12 protein-coding genes are annotated in these 15,565 nt (G+C 59.1%); 10 read left to right on the top strand and 2 right to left on the bottom strand.

Translation table 11 applies throughout. The features are described 5' to 3' along the window. Nucleotides 1-20 precede the first annotated feature (20 nt). On the top strand, nt 21-992 hold the full coding sequence (locus ACZ6J2_RS04520) for a fatty acid desaturase (protein ID WP_471724943.1): 972 nt from the start codon (nt 21-23) through the stop codon (nt 990-992). Then, complete coding sequence (locus tag ACZ6J2_RS04515; RefSeq protein WP_471724941.1) at nt 985-1,743, top strand: phosphate/phosphite/phosphonate ABC transporter substrate-binding protein; 759 nt, start codon at nt 985-987, stop codon at nt 1,741-1,743. Before ACZ6J2_RS04520 ends, ACZ6J2_RS04515 begins: the two co-directional genes overlap by 8 nt. Here the strand turns inward: ACZ6J2_RS04515 and ACZ6J2_RS04510 are convergent. Continuing rightward, nucleotides 1,722-2,618, bottom strand: a complete 897-nt coding sequence (locus ACZ6J2_RS04510; protein ID WP_471725072.1) for a LysR family transcriptional regulator — start codon at nt 2,616-2,618, stop codon at nt 1,722-1,724. The two genes, ACZ6J2_RS04515 and ACZ6J2_RS04510, sit on opposite strands and share 22 nt — an antisense overlap. A gap of 22 nt (nt 2,619-2,640) precedes the next feature. After that, entirely contained in the window at nt 2,641-4,929 is a 2,289-nt protein-coding gene (locus tag ACZ6J2_RS04505; protein ID WP_471724939.1) for an FdhF/YdeP family oxidoreductase, read from the bottom strand. A gap of 1,001 nt (nt 4,930-5,930) precedes the next feature. Here ACZ6J2_RS04505 and ACZ6J2_RS04500 point away from each other — a divergent pair. The 8 genes from ACZ6J2_RS04500 (at nt 5,931) to tssB (ending at nt 15,564) form a co-directional block, all read left to right on the top strand. Next, the gene (locus tag ACZ6J2_RS04500) at nt 5,931-6,425 is read left to right on the top strand and encodes a hypothetical protein (RefSeq protein WP_033145802.1); all 495 of its coding nucleotides are present in this window, start codon (nt 5,931-5,933) and stop codon (nt 6,423-6,425) included. Between the two features lie 23 nt (nt 6,426-6,448). After that, nucleotides 6,449-6,952: a type VI secretion system lipoprotein TssJ gene (tssJ, locus tag ACZ6J2_RS04495; RefSeq protein WP_023312162.1), complete on the top strand. Its 504-nt coding sequence runs from the start codon at nt 6,449-6,451 to the stop codon at nt 6,950-6,952. A gap of 28 nt (nt 6,953-6,980) precedes the next feature. Next, nucleotides 6,981-8,324: a type VI secretion system baseplate subunit TssK gene (gene tssK / locus ACZ6J2_RS04490; RefSeq protein ID WP_029740099.1), complete on the top strand. Its 1,344-nt coding sequence runs from the start codon at nt 6,981-6,983 to the stop codon at nt 8,322-8,324. 17 nt (nt 8,325-8,341) lie between these two features. Continuing rightward, nucleotides 8,342-9,580 (top strand): DotU family type VI secretion system protein, encoded by a 1,239-nt coding sequence (locus ACZ6J2_RS04485; RefSeq protein WP_471724937.1) that lies wholly within the window; start codon nt 8,342-8,344, stop codon nt 9,578-9,580. A gap of 2 nt (nt 9,581-9,582) precedes the next feature. Further along, nucleotides 9,583-13,203: a type VI secretion system membrane subunit TssM gene (tssM, locus tag ACZ6J2_RS04480; protein ID WP_471724936.1), complete on the top strand. Its 3,621-nt coding sequence runs from the start codon at nt 9,583-9,585 to the stop codon at nt 13,201-13,203. Between the two features lie 16 nt (nt 13,204-13,219). Continuing rightward, on the top strand, nt 13,220-13,936 hold the full coding sequence (gene tagF / locus ACZ6J2_RS04475; RefSeq protein ID WP_471724934.1) for a type VI secretion system-associated protein TagF: 717 nt from the start codon (nt 13,220-13,222) through the stop codon (nt 13,934-13,936). 11 nt (nt 13,937-13,947) lie between these two features. Next, a complete protein-coding gene (gene tssA / locus ACZ6J2_RS04470; RefSeq protein ID WP_471724933.1) occupies nt 13,948-14,964 on the top strand; it encodes a type VI secretion system protein TssA in 1,017 nt (338 codons plus the stop codon). A gap of 75 nt (nt 14,965-15,039) precedes the next feature. Further along, nucleotides 15,040-15,564 carry a type VI secretion system contractile sheath small subunit gene (gene tssB, locus ACZ6J2_RS04465; RefSeq protein ID WP_008502644.1) on the top strand — a complete coding sequence of 175 codons (525 nt, stop codon included), beginning with the start codon at nt 15,040-15,042 and terminating at the stop codon, nt 15,562-15,564. Nucleotide 15,565: the final 1 nt, after the last annotated feature.

Below are 15,565 nucleotides of genomic sequence, written 5' to 3'. Positions count from 1 at the left end.
GCGAAACGGCGTCTGAAGGAATGAGTCAACGAAGCTCCCTCTATTTACATCCGCAACAACGCGAACAAATCCGCCATCATGCATCGGGTTTTTTATGGCGCAGCGAACTGCCCACGTGGCTGTTGATTATCACGATTTATGCAGGCTGGTTTGCCACGCTGGCGTTCTGGCAAACGCTCGGCCTGCTGCCCGCCACGCTGCTGCTCATCGGGTTTACCGCCTGGTACATGTCCCTGCAGCATGAGCTGATCCACGGGCACCCCACGCGTTTTGCCTGGCTCAACCAGATGTTCGGCACGCTCCCGCTGGCGGTCTGGTATCCGTATGGCCTGTACCGGGACTCCCATCTCGCCCATCATCGGCACCACAGCCTGACCCATCCGGTGGATGACCCGGAGTCATACTATTTTACCGACGAGAGCTGGGCGCGCTTTTCCCCCTGGCAGAAACGTATGATTCGGGCGCGGAATACCTTCGCCGGGCGGCTGGTGCTGGCCCCGCTGCTGGATATCCTGCAGACGCTGGGCACCGCCGTGGCGGCATTTCGTCACCTTCACCTGCGGGCTATGGCGATGTGGCTGGTTCACGTTTTGCTGCTGGTGGCGCTCTTCGCCTGGATGACGCGTACCGGTTTTTCACCCGTCTGGTTTGTGCTGGCCGTCAGCTATCCGGCGCTGGCGCTGACCAAGGTCCGGTCGTTTTACGAACATCGGGCGGCGGACGATCCGCTCGCGCGCTCGGTCATTAACGAGGCCGGGTTATTCTGGCGGGTACTGTTTTTGAATCTCAACTACCATTCAGTGCATCACGATCTGCCGGGCGTTCCCTGGTACGGGCTGAAGGCCATCTACCAGCAAAACCGGGAGGCGTACCAGCAGCGAAACCACGGTTTTCTCGTCAGGGGCTATGGTGAATGGTTGCGTCAGTTCTGGGCCAGGCCCGTCGACGTCACTGTTCATCCCGCAAAACAACAGGGGGAAGGGTATGAGTAACCTGCTGGCGTTTCCCATGTACGCCGTGGATCGCGCCGACACCCGCGCGCTCTGGCTGGCGGTGCAGCGTCTGCTGGCCGCACGGGATGTGCCCGTCGATCCTGTTCCCGGCTGGCCGGAGTCTGACCTGCTGACCCACTGGCGGCAGCCTGAGCTTACCCTCAGCCAGACGTGCGGCTACCCGCTGGTCACGCAGCTCCCGGAAGTACAGGTGGTCGGCTGTTTTCACTACGCGGCGCCGGGCTGTGAAGGTATCCAGTACCGCAGCTTTCTGGCGGTGCGCGAGGAGGAGCGGCACCTCACGCTGGCGGATTTTCGCGGACGTCGGGCGGTCTGTAATTCCCCGGATTCCCAGTCCGGCTACAATGCGCTGCGAAAAATGGTGGCTCCCCTGGCGAGCGGCGGTCCCTTTTTCGCGCAAACGTACTTCAGCGGCAGCCATCGCCAGTCGCTGATTGATGTGAAACGCGGGGCGGGGGATATTGCGGCCATCGACTGCGTGACCTGGGCACTGCTGCAGCGCCATGAGCCGGAACGGCTTGCGGGGCTGGCGGTCATTGACCGCACCCCGCTGACGCCCGGACTGCCGCTGATCACCTCGCATAACACCACGCCTGAAACGCTTAACGCCATTCGCGTTGCGCTCCGCGAGCTGGTGGATGCGCCGGAATACCGGGAGGTGCGCGACGCGGTGCTGATCGGCGGTTTTAGCGTGGTGACGCGCGAGGCCTACGCCTCATTGTCCGCGTGATAAATCTCCTGCGCGTCGGTAAAACAGCGCAGCGCCAGCGAGGAGACGGGCTTCTGCCTGCGCATAATCAGGCCGACGGGAGCCTCAATGTTCGCGTCGGCGATGGGGACAATCCTGAAGTTGCTGTTCAGTGCCTCCAGCCCGTTGTTCAGCGGCATGACGGCGCAGCACACGCCGCTCTGAACCGCCTGAATGATCTGAAACGTCGAGTCGCTCTCGAAAACGGACGTCGGTTCGATGCCGGCAGATTTAAAGCTGGCCTCCATATGCGCCCGGTAGTGCATCCCTTTGGTCAGGAACCCCAGCGGAAAATCCGTCAGGTCGTGCCACGTCAGCGTTGCCTGGCCGAGCTGGAAATGGCGGACGTCGTGCAGCAGGCCCATCTTCGTTTTTGGCAGCTGGATAACTTCAAACAGGCTGGTGTCGATGCTGTTGAGGTAGCAAATCCCCAGCTCAAGCTGATTGCGGCTGACGCCGTCGGCAATCTGCGCTGAGGACATGGAATAGAGGCTGTAGGTCAGCTCCGGGTATTTTTGCGTCAGCAGACGAATAAAGATCATCGGATCCACGCTCGCCAGCGGCACCATTCCCAGACGTAATTCGCCCACCACCTGGCCTTTGCACAGCGCCGCTTCCGCCTGTAACCCGTCGTGTGCGGCAAGCAGGGCGCGGGCCCACGCGAGGATGCGTTCCCCCTCCGGCGTAAACCCTTCAAAGCGCTGCCCGCGCACGATCAGCACCAGCCCCAGCTCCTCTTCCAGGCTGCGGATGCGCATGGAGAGGGTCGGCTGGGTGACGTTGCACTGCGAGGCCGCTTTACCAAAGTGGCGGGTCTCGTCGAGCGCGATTAAATATTTTAACTGTTTAATATCCATCATTATTTCTGCGCGAGCAGCCTTACAGCATGCGGATCTCTTTCGAGCGCAGGGTGATGCGAACCGGAACGGATTTATACGACGGCGTACCGCTGTCCTTATCCAGATAATCAAGCGGCACCAGCACGTTGGCCTCCGGGTAATAGGCGCCGACGGTGCCCGGCGCGATGTTGTACGCCACCACGGTAATGTCTTTCAGACGCTGAACGCTGCCGGGGAGGGCGGTTTCGATATCCACGCGGTCGCCGTGTTCCAGGCCTGACTGCGCCATATCGTCTTCGTTCATAAACAGCACGTCGCGGCGGCCAAACACGCCGCGGTAGCGGTCGTCCAGGGCGTAAATGGTGGTGTTGTACTGGTCGTGGCTGCGCAGCGTGATTAACCGCAGAACGTGCTCACCTTCGCCGCTGGCGTTCTCGTGAACGCCGTCGAACACCGAGAACATCGCTTTTCCCGTCGCCGTTGGCCAGATGCGCTGCGTCGGCGGCAGCGGCATGCGGAAGCCCCCGGGAACGCGGATCCGTGCGTTGTAATTCTCAAAGCCCGGAATGGTCTGCTCGATCAGATCGCGGATCCGGTCGTAATCCTCAACCAGCGTCAGCCAGTCCACGCGGGTTTCCGGCAGCGTGGCTTTCGCCATGCCGGCGACGATAGCGGGTTCCGAGAGGAGCAACGGCGAGGCGGGCTTCAGCTTGCCGGACGAGGCGTGCACCATCGACATAGAGTCTTCGACGGTAATGGACTGACGGCCGGTGGCCTGGAGATCCAGCTCGGTACGGCCGAGGCACGGGAAAATAAAGGTCTCTTTGCCCACCAGAAGATGAGTGCGGTTGAGCTTGGTCCCGACGTGCACGCTCAAATCCAGGTTACCCATCGCCGGAAAACCCCGCTCGTGATCGGGCATCGCGACGGCAAAATTACCCCCGAGGCAGATGAGCGCCTTCGCGCGGCCGTCGATCATCGCCTGCGTGGCCTGCACCGCATCGTGTCCGTGGTGAGACGGCGGCTCAAAGCCGAAAACGTCCTTCAGACGGTTCAGGAAGGCCGGGGTAGGCTTCTCGCTGATCCCGACGGTGCGGTTCCCCTGAACGTTAGAGTGGCCGCGCAGGGGGCAGATTCCCGCGCCGGGCTTGCCGATGTTTCCGCGCAGCAGCAGCAGGTCAGCGATCAGGCGGACGTTTGCCGTACCTTTATTGTGCTGGGTAATGCCCATCCCGTAGGTAATGATGGTGGCATTTGATTTCGCATAGGCGTCGGCCACCTTTTTGAGCGCCGCCCGGTTCAGGCCCGACTCGCGCTCGATCTCGTCCCAGCGGGTTTGCGCGATATCGGCGGCGAAGTCCTCAATGCCCTGGGTGTGTTCGGCAATAAACGCGTGGTCGAGCACGTCACCGCGTTCGGCCTCCATTTCCAGTATATGTTTGGCAATGCCTTTCAGCGCGGCGGCATCGCCCCCGGCCTTCACCTGGAAATAGGTCGAGGCGATATCCGTTGAGCCGTAGGTCGCCATTTCAATCACGCTTTGCGGGTCGGCGAAGCGTTCGAGGGCGCGCTCGCGCAGCGGGTTAAAGACGATAATCGGCACGTTGCGACGGGCCAGCTCGTGGAGCGTCCCCATCATTCGCGGATGGTTGGTGCCGGGGTTGTGGCCGATGGAGATCACCAGCTCGGTCTTATCAAAGTCGTCCAGCGAGACGGTGCCTTTCCCGATGCCAATCGAACGCGGCAAACCGACGCTGGTGGCCTCGTGGCACATATTCGAGCAGTCGGGGAAGTTATTGGTGCCGTATTCGCGGGCGAACAGCTGGAACAGATACGCCGCTTCGTTAGAGGCGCGTCCGGAGGTATAGAACTCGACCTGGTCCGGTTCGAGCCCGCGCAATACTTCGCCGATGCGTTGAAACGCCTCTTCCCAGTCGACGGGCCGGAAGGTATCGCTTGCCCGGTCGTAGCGCAGGGGATGCGTCAGTCGACCGTAGCCTTCCAGTTCAAAGTCCGTTTTTGCCAGCAGCGAGGAGACGCTGTTTTCGGCCAGAAACGCGGGGGTAACGCGCTTGCTGGTGGCTTCCCAGGTCACGGCTTTGGCGCCGTTCTCGCAGAACTGGAACGTCGACTTGTGTTCTTTATCGGGCCACGCGCAGCCCGGGCAGTCGAAACCGTCAGGCTGGTTGGTGCGCAGCAGCGTGGCGGGAGCATCAAGGGTATCCATTTGGGTACGTACCGCGATGGCCGTCGCTTTTAACGCGCCCCAGCCTCCGGCAGGACCGTCATAGTGTCTGATACCCGGCACCGAGCGTCTTTTCTTATTCATACCCACTCCTGATCTGTTCGGTCACACAACGTCTGAACCCAAAAAAGCGCTGTACAGGACAATAAGCGAAAGCAATGACCACCGGATGGCTACGCGCATGCGGTGCGGAATAGTGCCTTATCTTAAACTCATTTTATTACAGCGGTTTATCGGATTTGATGCTTAAATATTTAAAGAAATTATAACGAAATTTTATCATTTTAATAATAAATCTTATCTATCACACGGTAGGCAAGATAGATGGAGCGAGCAGGAGAGGATGTAGCAACAATAAAATTTCGAATGAAGGCTGTGGGCGGCTGCAATAAACACGGGTCGCAGCTGGCGGGCTATTGCGAACATTTTTGGCTGCGATAATGTCAGGATGGTTAACTCAGGCTTAATGATTAAAGGATAAAATTAAGGCCTGGTCGGATAATTGTCGCAACTCGAAATATAAAGTTATTTTGAGGCGTAAAATTAACGTCGTGCAACATAAGTGAAATAGTCACATTCACGTTAACACGTGTATTCAATATTAAAGTTACCCTGATAGTGCAACAAATAATTCATCTTTCATATATTCTGCTGACCTCACCAATACGCGAATTCTACTAATTATGGTAGTGGCGATAATAGCCGTATTGCGTTAATGAAAGTGGTTCTCTTTTGTGTTTTTTGTATGTAAAACATATGGTTGCAATGTTATGTGGCTAAGAAATAAAAGGGCGTAGGTCGTATCGGGTTTTTCATAGGATTAATCCTATAATTTTCCGACTGCTTCATTTACCAACAGTTACGTACCGGTAAATATTGAATTGAGACGAAGCTCATGTAAACTTGTTTACCGTTTGTCAAAATATGTCAGGAAGACACTGGGCCTTATTTCTGAAGGGCTCGTGCGGTAGCTATGCTCTTAAAATAGTAACGCCCCGAAAATATCTTGGCTATTTTAACAATAGCATCTAAGTCAAACTTCATTCCCTTATCTTCATCATCGAAATATCGCTACGGAAAAGCATATGAAAATGCGCGTACTGTTTTCACTTCTGTTTGTAATGGCGGTGGCGGGCTGTAAAGCGCCGCAGAAACCTGTGATCAACGACGATACGATCGAGACCAGCCAGGTCAACGGCGTGACCTTAACCCACCGTCACGCTGTAACGCCGCCGGCGGAGTTCAACCCGGTCAACGAACCGTATCGCGCCATGTATCCGGCCTCCCTGATGAGCCGTCCTGACTTCGGCGGCAAAGTTATCCGCACTCTCGACACCGGAAAAACGTACGTGGTGCTGGGTCAGGTTGAACACTACTGGATGGCGCTTGCCGATGAAGGCAACGATCAGCTGATTGGTTACGTCCCGATGCGCGCCGTGATCAAGGCCGACCTGTACGACGCGGCCGTGCGTAAACAGGCCATTCGTCCGAAGGCGCGTAAAAAAGCGACCTGTGTCGACGTCGATGGCAACAGCAAAGCCTGCAAAGACAGCGCTAACGGTACCTGGATCCTGAACTAAACGGCTTTCATGAGCGCATTTTTATGAATAATAAAAATTTTCATAAGCTGTGGTTATTCTTTTACGCGGTGATTTTCGCCCTGGTCAGTGGTTGTACGTCGTCTTCACACAGCGACCCCTCCCGCTACAATCTGCAGTTTCAGGCTCATCCACAAATCAACGAATCTGCGCCGCTTAAGGTCCGGGTGTTGTTGCTGAAATCCGATGCGGATTTCATGTCCAGCGACTTCTACTCCCTGCAGAACAACGCGTCAGCCACGCTTGGCGCGAATCTGCTGAACAGCGACGTGTTCTTCCTGATGCCGGGACAGCTGTCCAAAACCCTCAGCGGGCAAAGCTCTCCGGAGGCCCGCTACATCGGCGTGATGGCGGAGTATCAGATGCTGGATGGCAAAAAATGGCGCGTTTCACTCCCTCTGCCTGTGCCTGGCGAAAATCATATCTACCAGTTCTGGAAATGGTCCGCGGATGAACTTCAGGCCAACGTTTTTCTCGACGTGAACGGCATTCGGGTCATCAGCCAGTAACGCGCTTCAACACAGGAAACACATCATCATGACGAAAGCAGAAAAGGTCGTCTGGACCGAAGGCATGTTCCTGCGTCCACACCATTTTCAGCGGACTGAAAGCTATCTGCTCAACCATGTTCGTGAATGGGGCGCGCTACAGCGGTCATATCTCTGGGGCTTTCTTGACGTGGAACTGGATGAAGCGATGCTTCGTCAGGGATGCATTGCCCTGAGCTACTGCAGTGGCTTGCTGCCGGACGGCACCTTTTTCCAGGTGCGTAACGGGCGCAACGGTCCTGTACCGCTGAAAATTCCTGACAATCTCACCAACGAAAAGGTGGTGCTCGCGCTGCCGGTTCGTCGTGGCGAGAGAGAAGAGGTGATTTTTAGCGAAGAGCCGGCCTCGCTGGCGCGCTTCATCGCTTTCGAGCAAGAGGTGGAAGACGACAACGCCATGTCGGTGGGGGATGCCACCGTCCAGTTTGGCCGTCTGCGTCTGACCCTGATGCTGGAAAAAGACCTCACGGCGGAATGGACCGCCATCGGCGTGGCGTTTGTGACGGAGAAACGTAACGATAACCACGTGCGGCTCGATAACAGCTACATCCCGCCGATGCTCAACGCCAACAACAGCCCGCAGATCTACAGCATGATCAACGATCTGCACGGTCTGCTGGTCCAGCGCAGCCAGCAAATTGGCGGTCGTCTGCGCCAGCCTGGCCGCTTTAACACCTCCGAACTGATTGAGTTCACGCTGCTGTCGCTGGTTAACCGTCATCTGGGCGAGGTTTCTCATTTAAAAACCCTCCCGCTGCTGCATCCGGAAACGCTCTGGCGCAGCTGGCTGCCGTTTGCGACCGAGCTCGCCACCTGGACGTCGCAGCGTACCGCCGAAAGCGTGCTGCCGATTTACGATCATGACGATCTGGCTAACTGCTTCAGCAAGCTGATGCTGATGCTGCGTCAGGGGCTGTCGCTGGTGATGGAAGACCACGCGATTCAGCTGCCGCTTAACGAACGCTCTCACGGCCTGAACATCGCCACGGTGCCTGAAACCAGCATGGTGCGCGAGTTCGGCTTCGTGCTGGCGGTAAAAGCCAATGTGCCAGGCGAACACCTGCAAACCCATTTCCCGGCGCAGATGAAGGTCGCGCCGGTCTCGAAAATCCGCGATCTGGTTCAGCTCCAGCTGCCGGGCATTATGCTGCGTGCCATGCCGGTCGCGCCGCCGCAGATCCCGTGGCATGCCGGCTACAGCTACTTTGAACTGGAGAAGGGCAGCGAGCTGTGGCACGAGATGGATAAGTCCGGCGCATTCGCCCTGCATCTTGCAGGGGAATTCCCGGGGCTGGATATGGAGTTTTGGGCCATCCGTAGCCCGACAGAATAATAAAGCGAGCGCTTAATATGCAGGAACGACAGGACACCGGCAGTGATGCCGCGTTTACCGGAGCCAGTAGCAACAATCAGCTGGTGGCGGCCGCCAATCCGCTGCTCAACGCGATTCCGCAGATCCGTCATTCGGTCTCCCATGACGATCAGGTGGCGTTACGCCAGCGCCTGATCGATGAGATTCGCCGTTTCGAAGTCCGCTGTCAGCAGGCGGGGCTGCCCTACGAAGTGATCGTCGGGGCGCGTTACTGCCTGTGTACGGCGCTCGATGAGGCCGCCGCGCTCACCCCCTGGGGCAGCAGCGGCGTCTGGTCAAGCAACGGTCTGCTGGTGACCTTCCATAACGAAACCTGGGGCGGCGAGAAGTTCTTCCAGCTGCTGGCGCGCCTGTCGCAGAACCCGCGCGAGCATATCCTGCTGCTGGAGATGATCAACTACTGCCTGCTGCTGGGCTTCGAAGGACGCTATCGGGTGCTGGATAATGGCCGCACGCAGCTTGAAACCATCAAGCAGCGGCTGTGGCAGATGATCCGCGGCGTGCGCGGCAGCTATCCGCCGCCGCTTTCTCCCCATCCTGAAGATCGTCCGGTGCTGCGCAAGCTCTGGCGGCCGATGGTTCCCCTGTGGGCCTGCGTGGCGCTGGCCGGGTTTATCGCCTGTCTGTTTTATATCGTGCTTAACTGGCGCCTTGGCGATAACACCAACCCGGTGCTGGCGAAGATTTACCAGTCCCAGCTGCCGGAAACCACTATTCAGCAACCGGCCCGTCAGCTACCGGCGGTGCTGAACCTGCGCGGCTTCCTGAAGCCTGAAATCGAGGCAGGCCTGGTCGCGGTGAAAGACGAAGCGGATCGCAGCGTCGTTATCCTGAAGGGCGACGGGCTGTTTGCCTCTGCCTCTACCGTCGTGCGTGACCGCTATGAACCGGTCATCAACCGCATTGCGCAGGCGATGAATAACGTCAGCGGCAAAATTCTGGTGGTGGGCTACAGCGACAACGTGCCGATCCGCAGCGCGCGCTTTGCCTCGAACTATGAACTCTCACTGGAACGCGCCCGCTCGGTACAGAAAATGCTGCAGGGAAGCCTCTCTCAGCCTGGCCGCGTGAAAGCGGAAGGGCGGGGCGAGATTAACCCGGTGGCGCCGAACACGACGCCTGAAAACCGCGCCCGTAACCGCCGTGTGGAAATTACTCTGCTGGTGTCGCCTGAAAACACTCAGGTTGAGCTGAACGGATTGCCGCAAGGAAACTAAGGATGCTGACTACACTTCTTTCCATTTTGACCAACCGCATTCTATGGAGCTTCCTCGGCGTAACGGCGCTTGCGGCGGTGATCTGGATGATTGGTCCCCTGTTGTCCATCGTGGACACCCGACCGCTCGAGTCTGAACAGAACCGCATAATCAGCATTGCCGTGGTCTATCTGCTCTGGGCGCAGGGCCACATTCTGCCGCGCCTGTACAACGCCTGGCTGAACCGCAAGCTGATGGACAAGCTCAAGGAGAACACCGCCAGCCCGGAAGCGGCGGATCCGCAGAAGCGGCTGAACAGCGAGGAGCAGATCCTCGCCAGCCGCTTTGATGAAGCCGCGCAGATGCTGAAAAAAGCGCACTTCAGCAAAGCGGGCCAGGGCGCCCAGTGGACGCAGCGCTTCAGCACGCAATATCTCTATCAGCTGCCGTGGTACGTCATTATCGGCGCGCCGGGTTCCGGTAAAACCACGGCGCTGGTTAACTCCGGGCTGCAGTTCCCGCTGGCCGATCGCTTCGGTAAGACCGCGCTGCGGGGCATTGGCGGCACGCGTAACTGCGACTGGTGGTTTACCAATGAGGCGGTGCTGCTGGACACGGCGGGCCGCTACACCACGCAGGAGAGCGAACAGGTTCAGGACGCCGGCGAATGGCTGGAGTTCATGGGGTTACTGCGTAAGTATCGCCGCCGCCAGCCGATCAACGGCGTTATCATCACCATCAGCATTTCTGACCTGCTCACCCAGTCCGCCGAGGCGTCCCGCCAGCAGGCGGTGAACCTGCGCCAGCGTCTGTCCGAGCTGCATGAACAGCTGGGTATCCGCTTCCCCGTCTACGTGATGGTGACCAAGGCCGACCTGCTTAAAGGCTTCCGCGCCTGGTTTGCCGACTACGACAAAGCGCAGCGCGACCAGATCTGGGGCTTTACGCTGCCGTGGGAGCAAACTAAACACGCCGATTACGACCTGATGGGCAACTTCCAGCAGGAGTTTTCCCTGCTCCAGCAGCGCCTCGATGCCGGGCTGCCGGAAACCATGCTGAAAGAGCATGACGCGAAAACCCGCGCTGAAGCGTATCTCTTCCCGCAGGAGTTCGCCGCGCTGCGTCCGCTGCTGGCGGACTATCTGAGCACGGTCTTCGCCCGCTCCAACTTCGAAACCGAGTTCTCTCCGCGCGGGATCTACTTCGCCAGCGGGACGCAGGAAGGCATGCCGTTCGACCGCGTGATGGGCGAACTGAACCGCGCGCTGTCGCTGCCGGAAGGGGGAGAGGCGGATAACTGGGATTCGGTCAGCAAAGAAGCGCCGATCCCGGGGGCAAAAGGTCAGAGTTTCTTCATTAAGAACCTGCTGCAAAACGTCATCTTCCAGGAAGCCGGGATCGCGGGCGAAAACCGCTGGTGGGAGCTGCGCAACCGGGCGGTGATCTGGTCCGGCTACGCGGCGCTGCTGGCCCTGCTGGTCATCCTCGGCGGTCTGTGGCTAACCAGCTATGCCAAAAACAAGGCCTATCTGGAAGAGGTGGATGCGAAGGTGCCGCTGCTGGACCAGCAGAGCAAGGCGCTGCAGAACCAGACCCAGCGTGACCTGTTCGATCTGCTGCCGCTGCTGAACGGTCTGGTCGACCTGCCGAAAAGCGACGCGTTTGATGTGAACGATCCGCCCCTATCCCGCCGTATGGGGCTCTACCGCGGAGATGACGTCAGCGATGCCTCGCAGTCTCTGTACCAGAAAGCGCTGGATCAGATGCTGTTGCCTGCCGTCGCTATGCACATCACCACCTGGCTGCGTAACGACAACGGTAGCGATGTGGAATACAGCTATGAAGCGCTGAAAGCCTATCAGATGCTCTATCAGCCGAAGCACTACGACGGCAAATTCCTGCATTCGTGGGTGATGCTCAACCTGCAGCGAAATCTGCCGCAGAACGTCACGAAGGCGCAGCTGCAGCAGCTTGAATGGCACCTGACGCAGCTGCTGGAACCGAAAATTCAGGCCTCGCCGTACGCGCAGGATGAATCGCTGGTGGCCCGCGAAAGAGCGATGATCGGCCAGCAGCCGCTCTCCACGCGCGTATACGGTCGTCTCAAACGCCTGCTGGAACATGACGAAAACCTCAAGCCGGTCTCCCTTTCCGACCTGGGCGGACCGCAGAGCGAGCTGGTGTTTTCACGCAAAAGCGGCAAGCCGGTGAGCGAAGGCGTGCCGGGTCTGTATACGCCGGACGGCTACTGGAAAAGCTTTAACGGCCAGATTGACAGCGTAACCACCGCCCTGCATGAAGACGACGCCTGGGTGCTGGGGGCCGCGACGGCGCAGGAAGATAAACAGCAGATCGATAACGCCGTGCGCCAGCTCTACATGCGCGACTTTATCGCAAACTGGGATCGCTTCCTCGCCGACATTCAGCTCAATAACAGCGCCGATCTTTCCCAGCGCATCAACACCGCGCGCCTGCTCTCTGGCGCAAACTCGCCCCTGCGTCGTCTGGTGCAGAACCTGAGCCAGGTCCTGACGCTCTCCCGCGATACCCCGGCGCCGGAAGATGCCGGTAAAGCGCAGGAGCAGAGCAACCGCGCCACCCGCACGCTGGAAGCGCTGTTCAGCAACAATGACGCTGCGCCGACCCAGGCCGCCGTGGTCACCCAGGCGCCGGAACAGCTGGTCACCGACCACTATGCGCCGATGATTGAGCTGGCGCAGCCGCTGGAGAAGGGCGGGAAGACCATTGTGTTTGATGATTTTCTCAAGCAGGTGGATGAGCTCTATCGCTACCTGACCGCGGTTCAGGATGCGGCCAACAGCGGTATGCCGGCACCGGGCGGCGAGGCGATCAGCCGTCTGCAGGCCAGCGCCGGACGCCTGCCGGGCGGGCTGCAAACCATGTTCAGCAATATGGCGGTGGGCGCCAGCAGCGATACCCAGCGCCGCGACCTCGAAAACGTGCGGAAGCGGATTAACGTTGAGGTGGGCGGATTCTGCCGTCAGGCGATCGCCGGTCGCTACCCGCTGGTGCGCAGCGCCAGCACCGAGGTCACCCCTGACGATCTCGCGCGCATGTTTGCGCCGGGGACCGGGCTGATGGACGCCTTCTTCCGCGACAATCTGACCAATAAAGTGGATACCACACAGGCAAACTGGCGCTTTATGCCGGGCATCGACGGGAAAACGCTGCCGGGAAGCGAAGGGCTGCTGAGACCCTTCCAGCAGGCCCAGTCGATTCGCGACGCCTTCTTTGCTAATGGCGCCACGACGCCGTCCTTCAAGGTGACGGTTCGCACCGTGCGAATGGATAACACCATTCTGAACCTGACGCTGGACGTTGACGGCCAGCTGCTGCGCTACAGCCACGGCCCGCAGGCCGTGCAGATCATGAACTGGCCGGGGCCGGGCGGCACTAACCAGGTACGCATGCAGCTGGGGCTGGCGAACGGCAGCACGGCGACGCTGGTCACCAACGGCGCCTGGGCGCTCAACCGCTTCTTCGATAAAGCGAGCACCAGCCCGGGCGCGGGTAGCCTGAGCCGTCAGGCCACCTTCAACGTCGACGGACATCAGGTCACGCTGGAGTTTGCGCCAAACAGCATTCGCAACCCGTTCCAGCTTCCCCGTTTCTCATGCCCATAACCGCAAGGACAGCCGTATGACGAATACCCCTGCGATGAACCGCTACAGCTGGTATGGCAAATTACCCAGCGCCGGAGATTTCCTGCAGCGTCGCTTTCCTGACACCTTACAGCGCCAGTGGTCGCACTGGTTTCAGGTTGGCCTGCTCGCCTGGCAGCAGGAAGAGCAGCGCGGTGGCGAACGCCAGTTCACCAAAGCACCGGTCTGGAATTTCGTGGTACCGCCCATGCTGGGCAGCCAGATGATCCAGATGGGCTGTCTGCTGCCCGGCCGCGACAGCGTTGGCCGACAGTATCCGGTTTGCCTGCAGCTGAGCTTCGCCCCGTCAGAGTGGTCGACCAGCCTGCTCAGCCAGGCCGAAAGCTGGTACCAGCAGATTGGGCGCCTGGGGCTGCACGCGGTGCGCAACAGTTTTTCCGCCTCGCAACTGGATGAGATGCTGATGTCCATTCCGGCGCCGCAGCCCGTCGAGCCGCAAAAGCGCTCCGACATCCTTGATGTGATTGGCTATGACGAGGACGGCCAGAGCACGCTGGGCTGGCCTCAGGCGGCCGAGTGTTTTGATCCGCTGCGTCAGACCAGCTACTGGTGGACCAACCGCTGCGACGGCTACCCGTTGTACACCCACGTGCACAGCGGTAACTTTACCGGGCAGCTTTTCACCCTGCTGTTCGACCCGGCAGGGGGCGCCCGTCCGGGGCGTCACGGTCTTTATCCGCCCATGTTTGAATAAGCAGGGATCTTATGAATATCGAAGAATTTCTCGCGCCAATAAGCCCCGAAAGACCCTGCGGCGAAAACCTGGAGTACGACGCCGACTTCCAGATCATGAATCAGGCCAGTCAGGGCAAAGCGGAACAGCAGTTTGGCGACACCATTATCCCGGCAGAGCCAGCTGACTGGAACACGGTGGAAAAATACGCCACCAGCCTGCTGACCCGCACCAAAGATCTTCGCGTACTGCTGGCGTTAACCCATGCCTGGACGCGCCGCCGCGGGCTTGCGGGCTACGCGGACGGATTGTTGCTGGTGCAGGAGGCGATCGCCCGTTACTGGGAGACGCTCTATCCGCTGCTGGAAGAGTATGGCGAAACCGATCCGTTCTATCGCATTAACGCCCTGGCGGGGCTGAGCGATAAATCCGACCTCACCGTCGCCGTGCGAAACGCCTCGCTTCTGCGGTCAAACGGCGATGAAATTTCGCTCCGGGATGCTCAGGCCCTGCTGGACGGCAGCAAGACGGAATGCCCGGACTATCCCGGCGGCCGTCCACGGCTGATTGACGAGCTGGCCCGCGGCGACCAGCCGGGAACCGCTGCGGTTATCGTCATTAACGAACGTCTGCTGGCGATTCGCGAGCTGCTCTCCGGGCATCTCGGTGAAAGCGGCGTGCCCGAGATGGAACAGCTGCTGAAAACCGTCGGGCTGGTCGCCAGCGCGTGTCAGGTCACCGACATCAGCAAGCTGCTGCCGAACCGCGAGGCGCAGGCAGAACCCCAGGCCGAGCAGCAGTCGACGGCAGCGCAGCCCGCTCAGCCGGTCACCGACTGGCGCAGCGTGCAGGTCACCAGCCGCGCCGACGCGCAGCTGATGCTGGAAAAAGCGAAGCAGTATTTTGCGCAGTACGAACCGAGCCACCCCGCACCGCTGATGATTGAACGGGTGCAGCGGCTGTCAGAACTTAACTTTATGGACATTATTCGCGACCTGGCGCCAGACGGCGTTAACCAACTTGAAAACATCTTTGGGCGCCGCGAATAACGCGTCCAGGCATTATGACGACAGGCATGGAGCCTGCCGTTTCACCTTCACCGCGCATCTTTGATGGAGAACATCATGGCAATGAGTAACAGTGGGCAGAAATTCATCGCACGTAACCGTGCCCCCCGCGTGCAGATCGAGTACGACGTAGAGATCTACGGTGCAGAACGTAAAATTCAGCTGCCGTTTGTGATGGGCGTCATGGCCGATCTGGTCGGCAAACCGGTTGAAAATCTGCCGGCCGTCGACGAGCGTAAATTCCTCGAAATCGACATCGACAACTTTGACGAACGCATGAAGGCGCTTAAGCCGCGCGTGGCGTTCCAGGTGGATAACACCCTGACCGGCGAAGGCAAGCTCAACGTGGATCTGACCTTCGACAGCATGGACGACTTCCTGCCGGATGCGGTAGCCCGCAAGGTCGAGCCGCTGAATAAGCTGCTGGAAGCGCGTACCCAGCTCTCCAACCTGCTGACCTATATGGACGGCAAAAACGGTGCGGAAGAGCTGATCGCTAAAATTCTGCAGGATCCGACGCTGCTCAAATCCCTGAGCCAGTTGCCGAAAAATGACGAAAGCGCGAAAGGTAGCGAGGAATAAT

Source organism: Enterobacter sp. E14S, from assembly GCF_055666685.1.
Note: the sequence above shows the minus strand (reverse complement) of the source record. Positions and strands in the feature narration are given on the sequence as shown.

What these genes read in the sequence shown, in the direction of transcription:
- ACZ6J2_RS04520 (WP_471724943.1), top strand. Translation starts at nt 21, where the DNA reads ATGAGTCAACGAAGCTCCCTCTATTTACATCCGCAACAACGCGAACAA.
- ACZ6J2_RS04515 (WP_471724941.1), top strand. Translation starts at nt 985, where the DNA reads ATGAGTAACCTGCTGGCGTTTCCCATGTACGCCGTGGATCGCGCCGAC.
- ACZ6J2_RS04510 (WP_471725072.1), bottom strand. Translation starts at nt 2,618, where the DNA reads ATGGATATTAAACAGTTAAAATATTTAATCGCGCTCGACGAGACCCGC.
- ACZ6J2_RS04505 (WP_471724939.1), bottom strand. Translation starts at nt 4,929, where the DNA reads ATGAATAAGAAAAGACGCTCGGTGCCGGGTATCAGACACTATGACGGT.
- ACZ6J2_RS04500 (WP_033145802.1), top strand. Translation starts at nt 5,931, where the DNA reads ATGAAAATGCGCGTACTGTTTTCACTTCTGTTTGTAATGGCGGTGGCG.
- tssJ (WP_023312162.1), top strand. Translation starts at nt 6,449, where the DNA reads ATGAATAATAAAAATTTTCATAAGCTGTGGTTATTCTTTTACGCGGTG.
- tssK (WP_029740099.1), top strand. Translation starts at nt 6,981, where the DNA reads ATGACGAAAGCAGAAAAGGTCGTCTGGACCGAAGGCATGTTCCTGCGT.
- ACZ6J2_RS04485 (WP_471724937.1), top strand. Translation starts at nt 8,342, where the DNA reads ATGCAGGAACGACAGGACACCGGCAGTGATGCCGCGTTTACCGGAGCC.
- tssM (WP_471724936.1), top strand. Translation starts at nt 9,583, where the DNA reads ATGCTGACTACACTTCTTTCCATTTTGACCAACCGCATTCTATGGAGC.
- tagF (WP_471724934.1), top strand. Translation starts at nt 13,220, where the DNA reads ATGACGAATACCCCTGCGATGAACCGCTACAGCTGGTATGGCAAATTA.
- tssA (WP_471724933.1), top strand. Translation starts at nt 13,948, where the DNA reads ATGAATATCGAAGAATTTCTCGCGCCAATAAGCCCCGAAAGACCCTGC.
- tssB (WP_008502644.1), top strand. Translation starts at nt 15,040, where the DNA reads ATGGCAATGAGTAACAGTGGGCAGAAATTCATCGCACGTAACCGTGCC.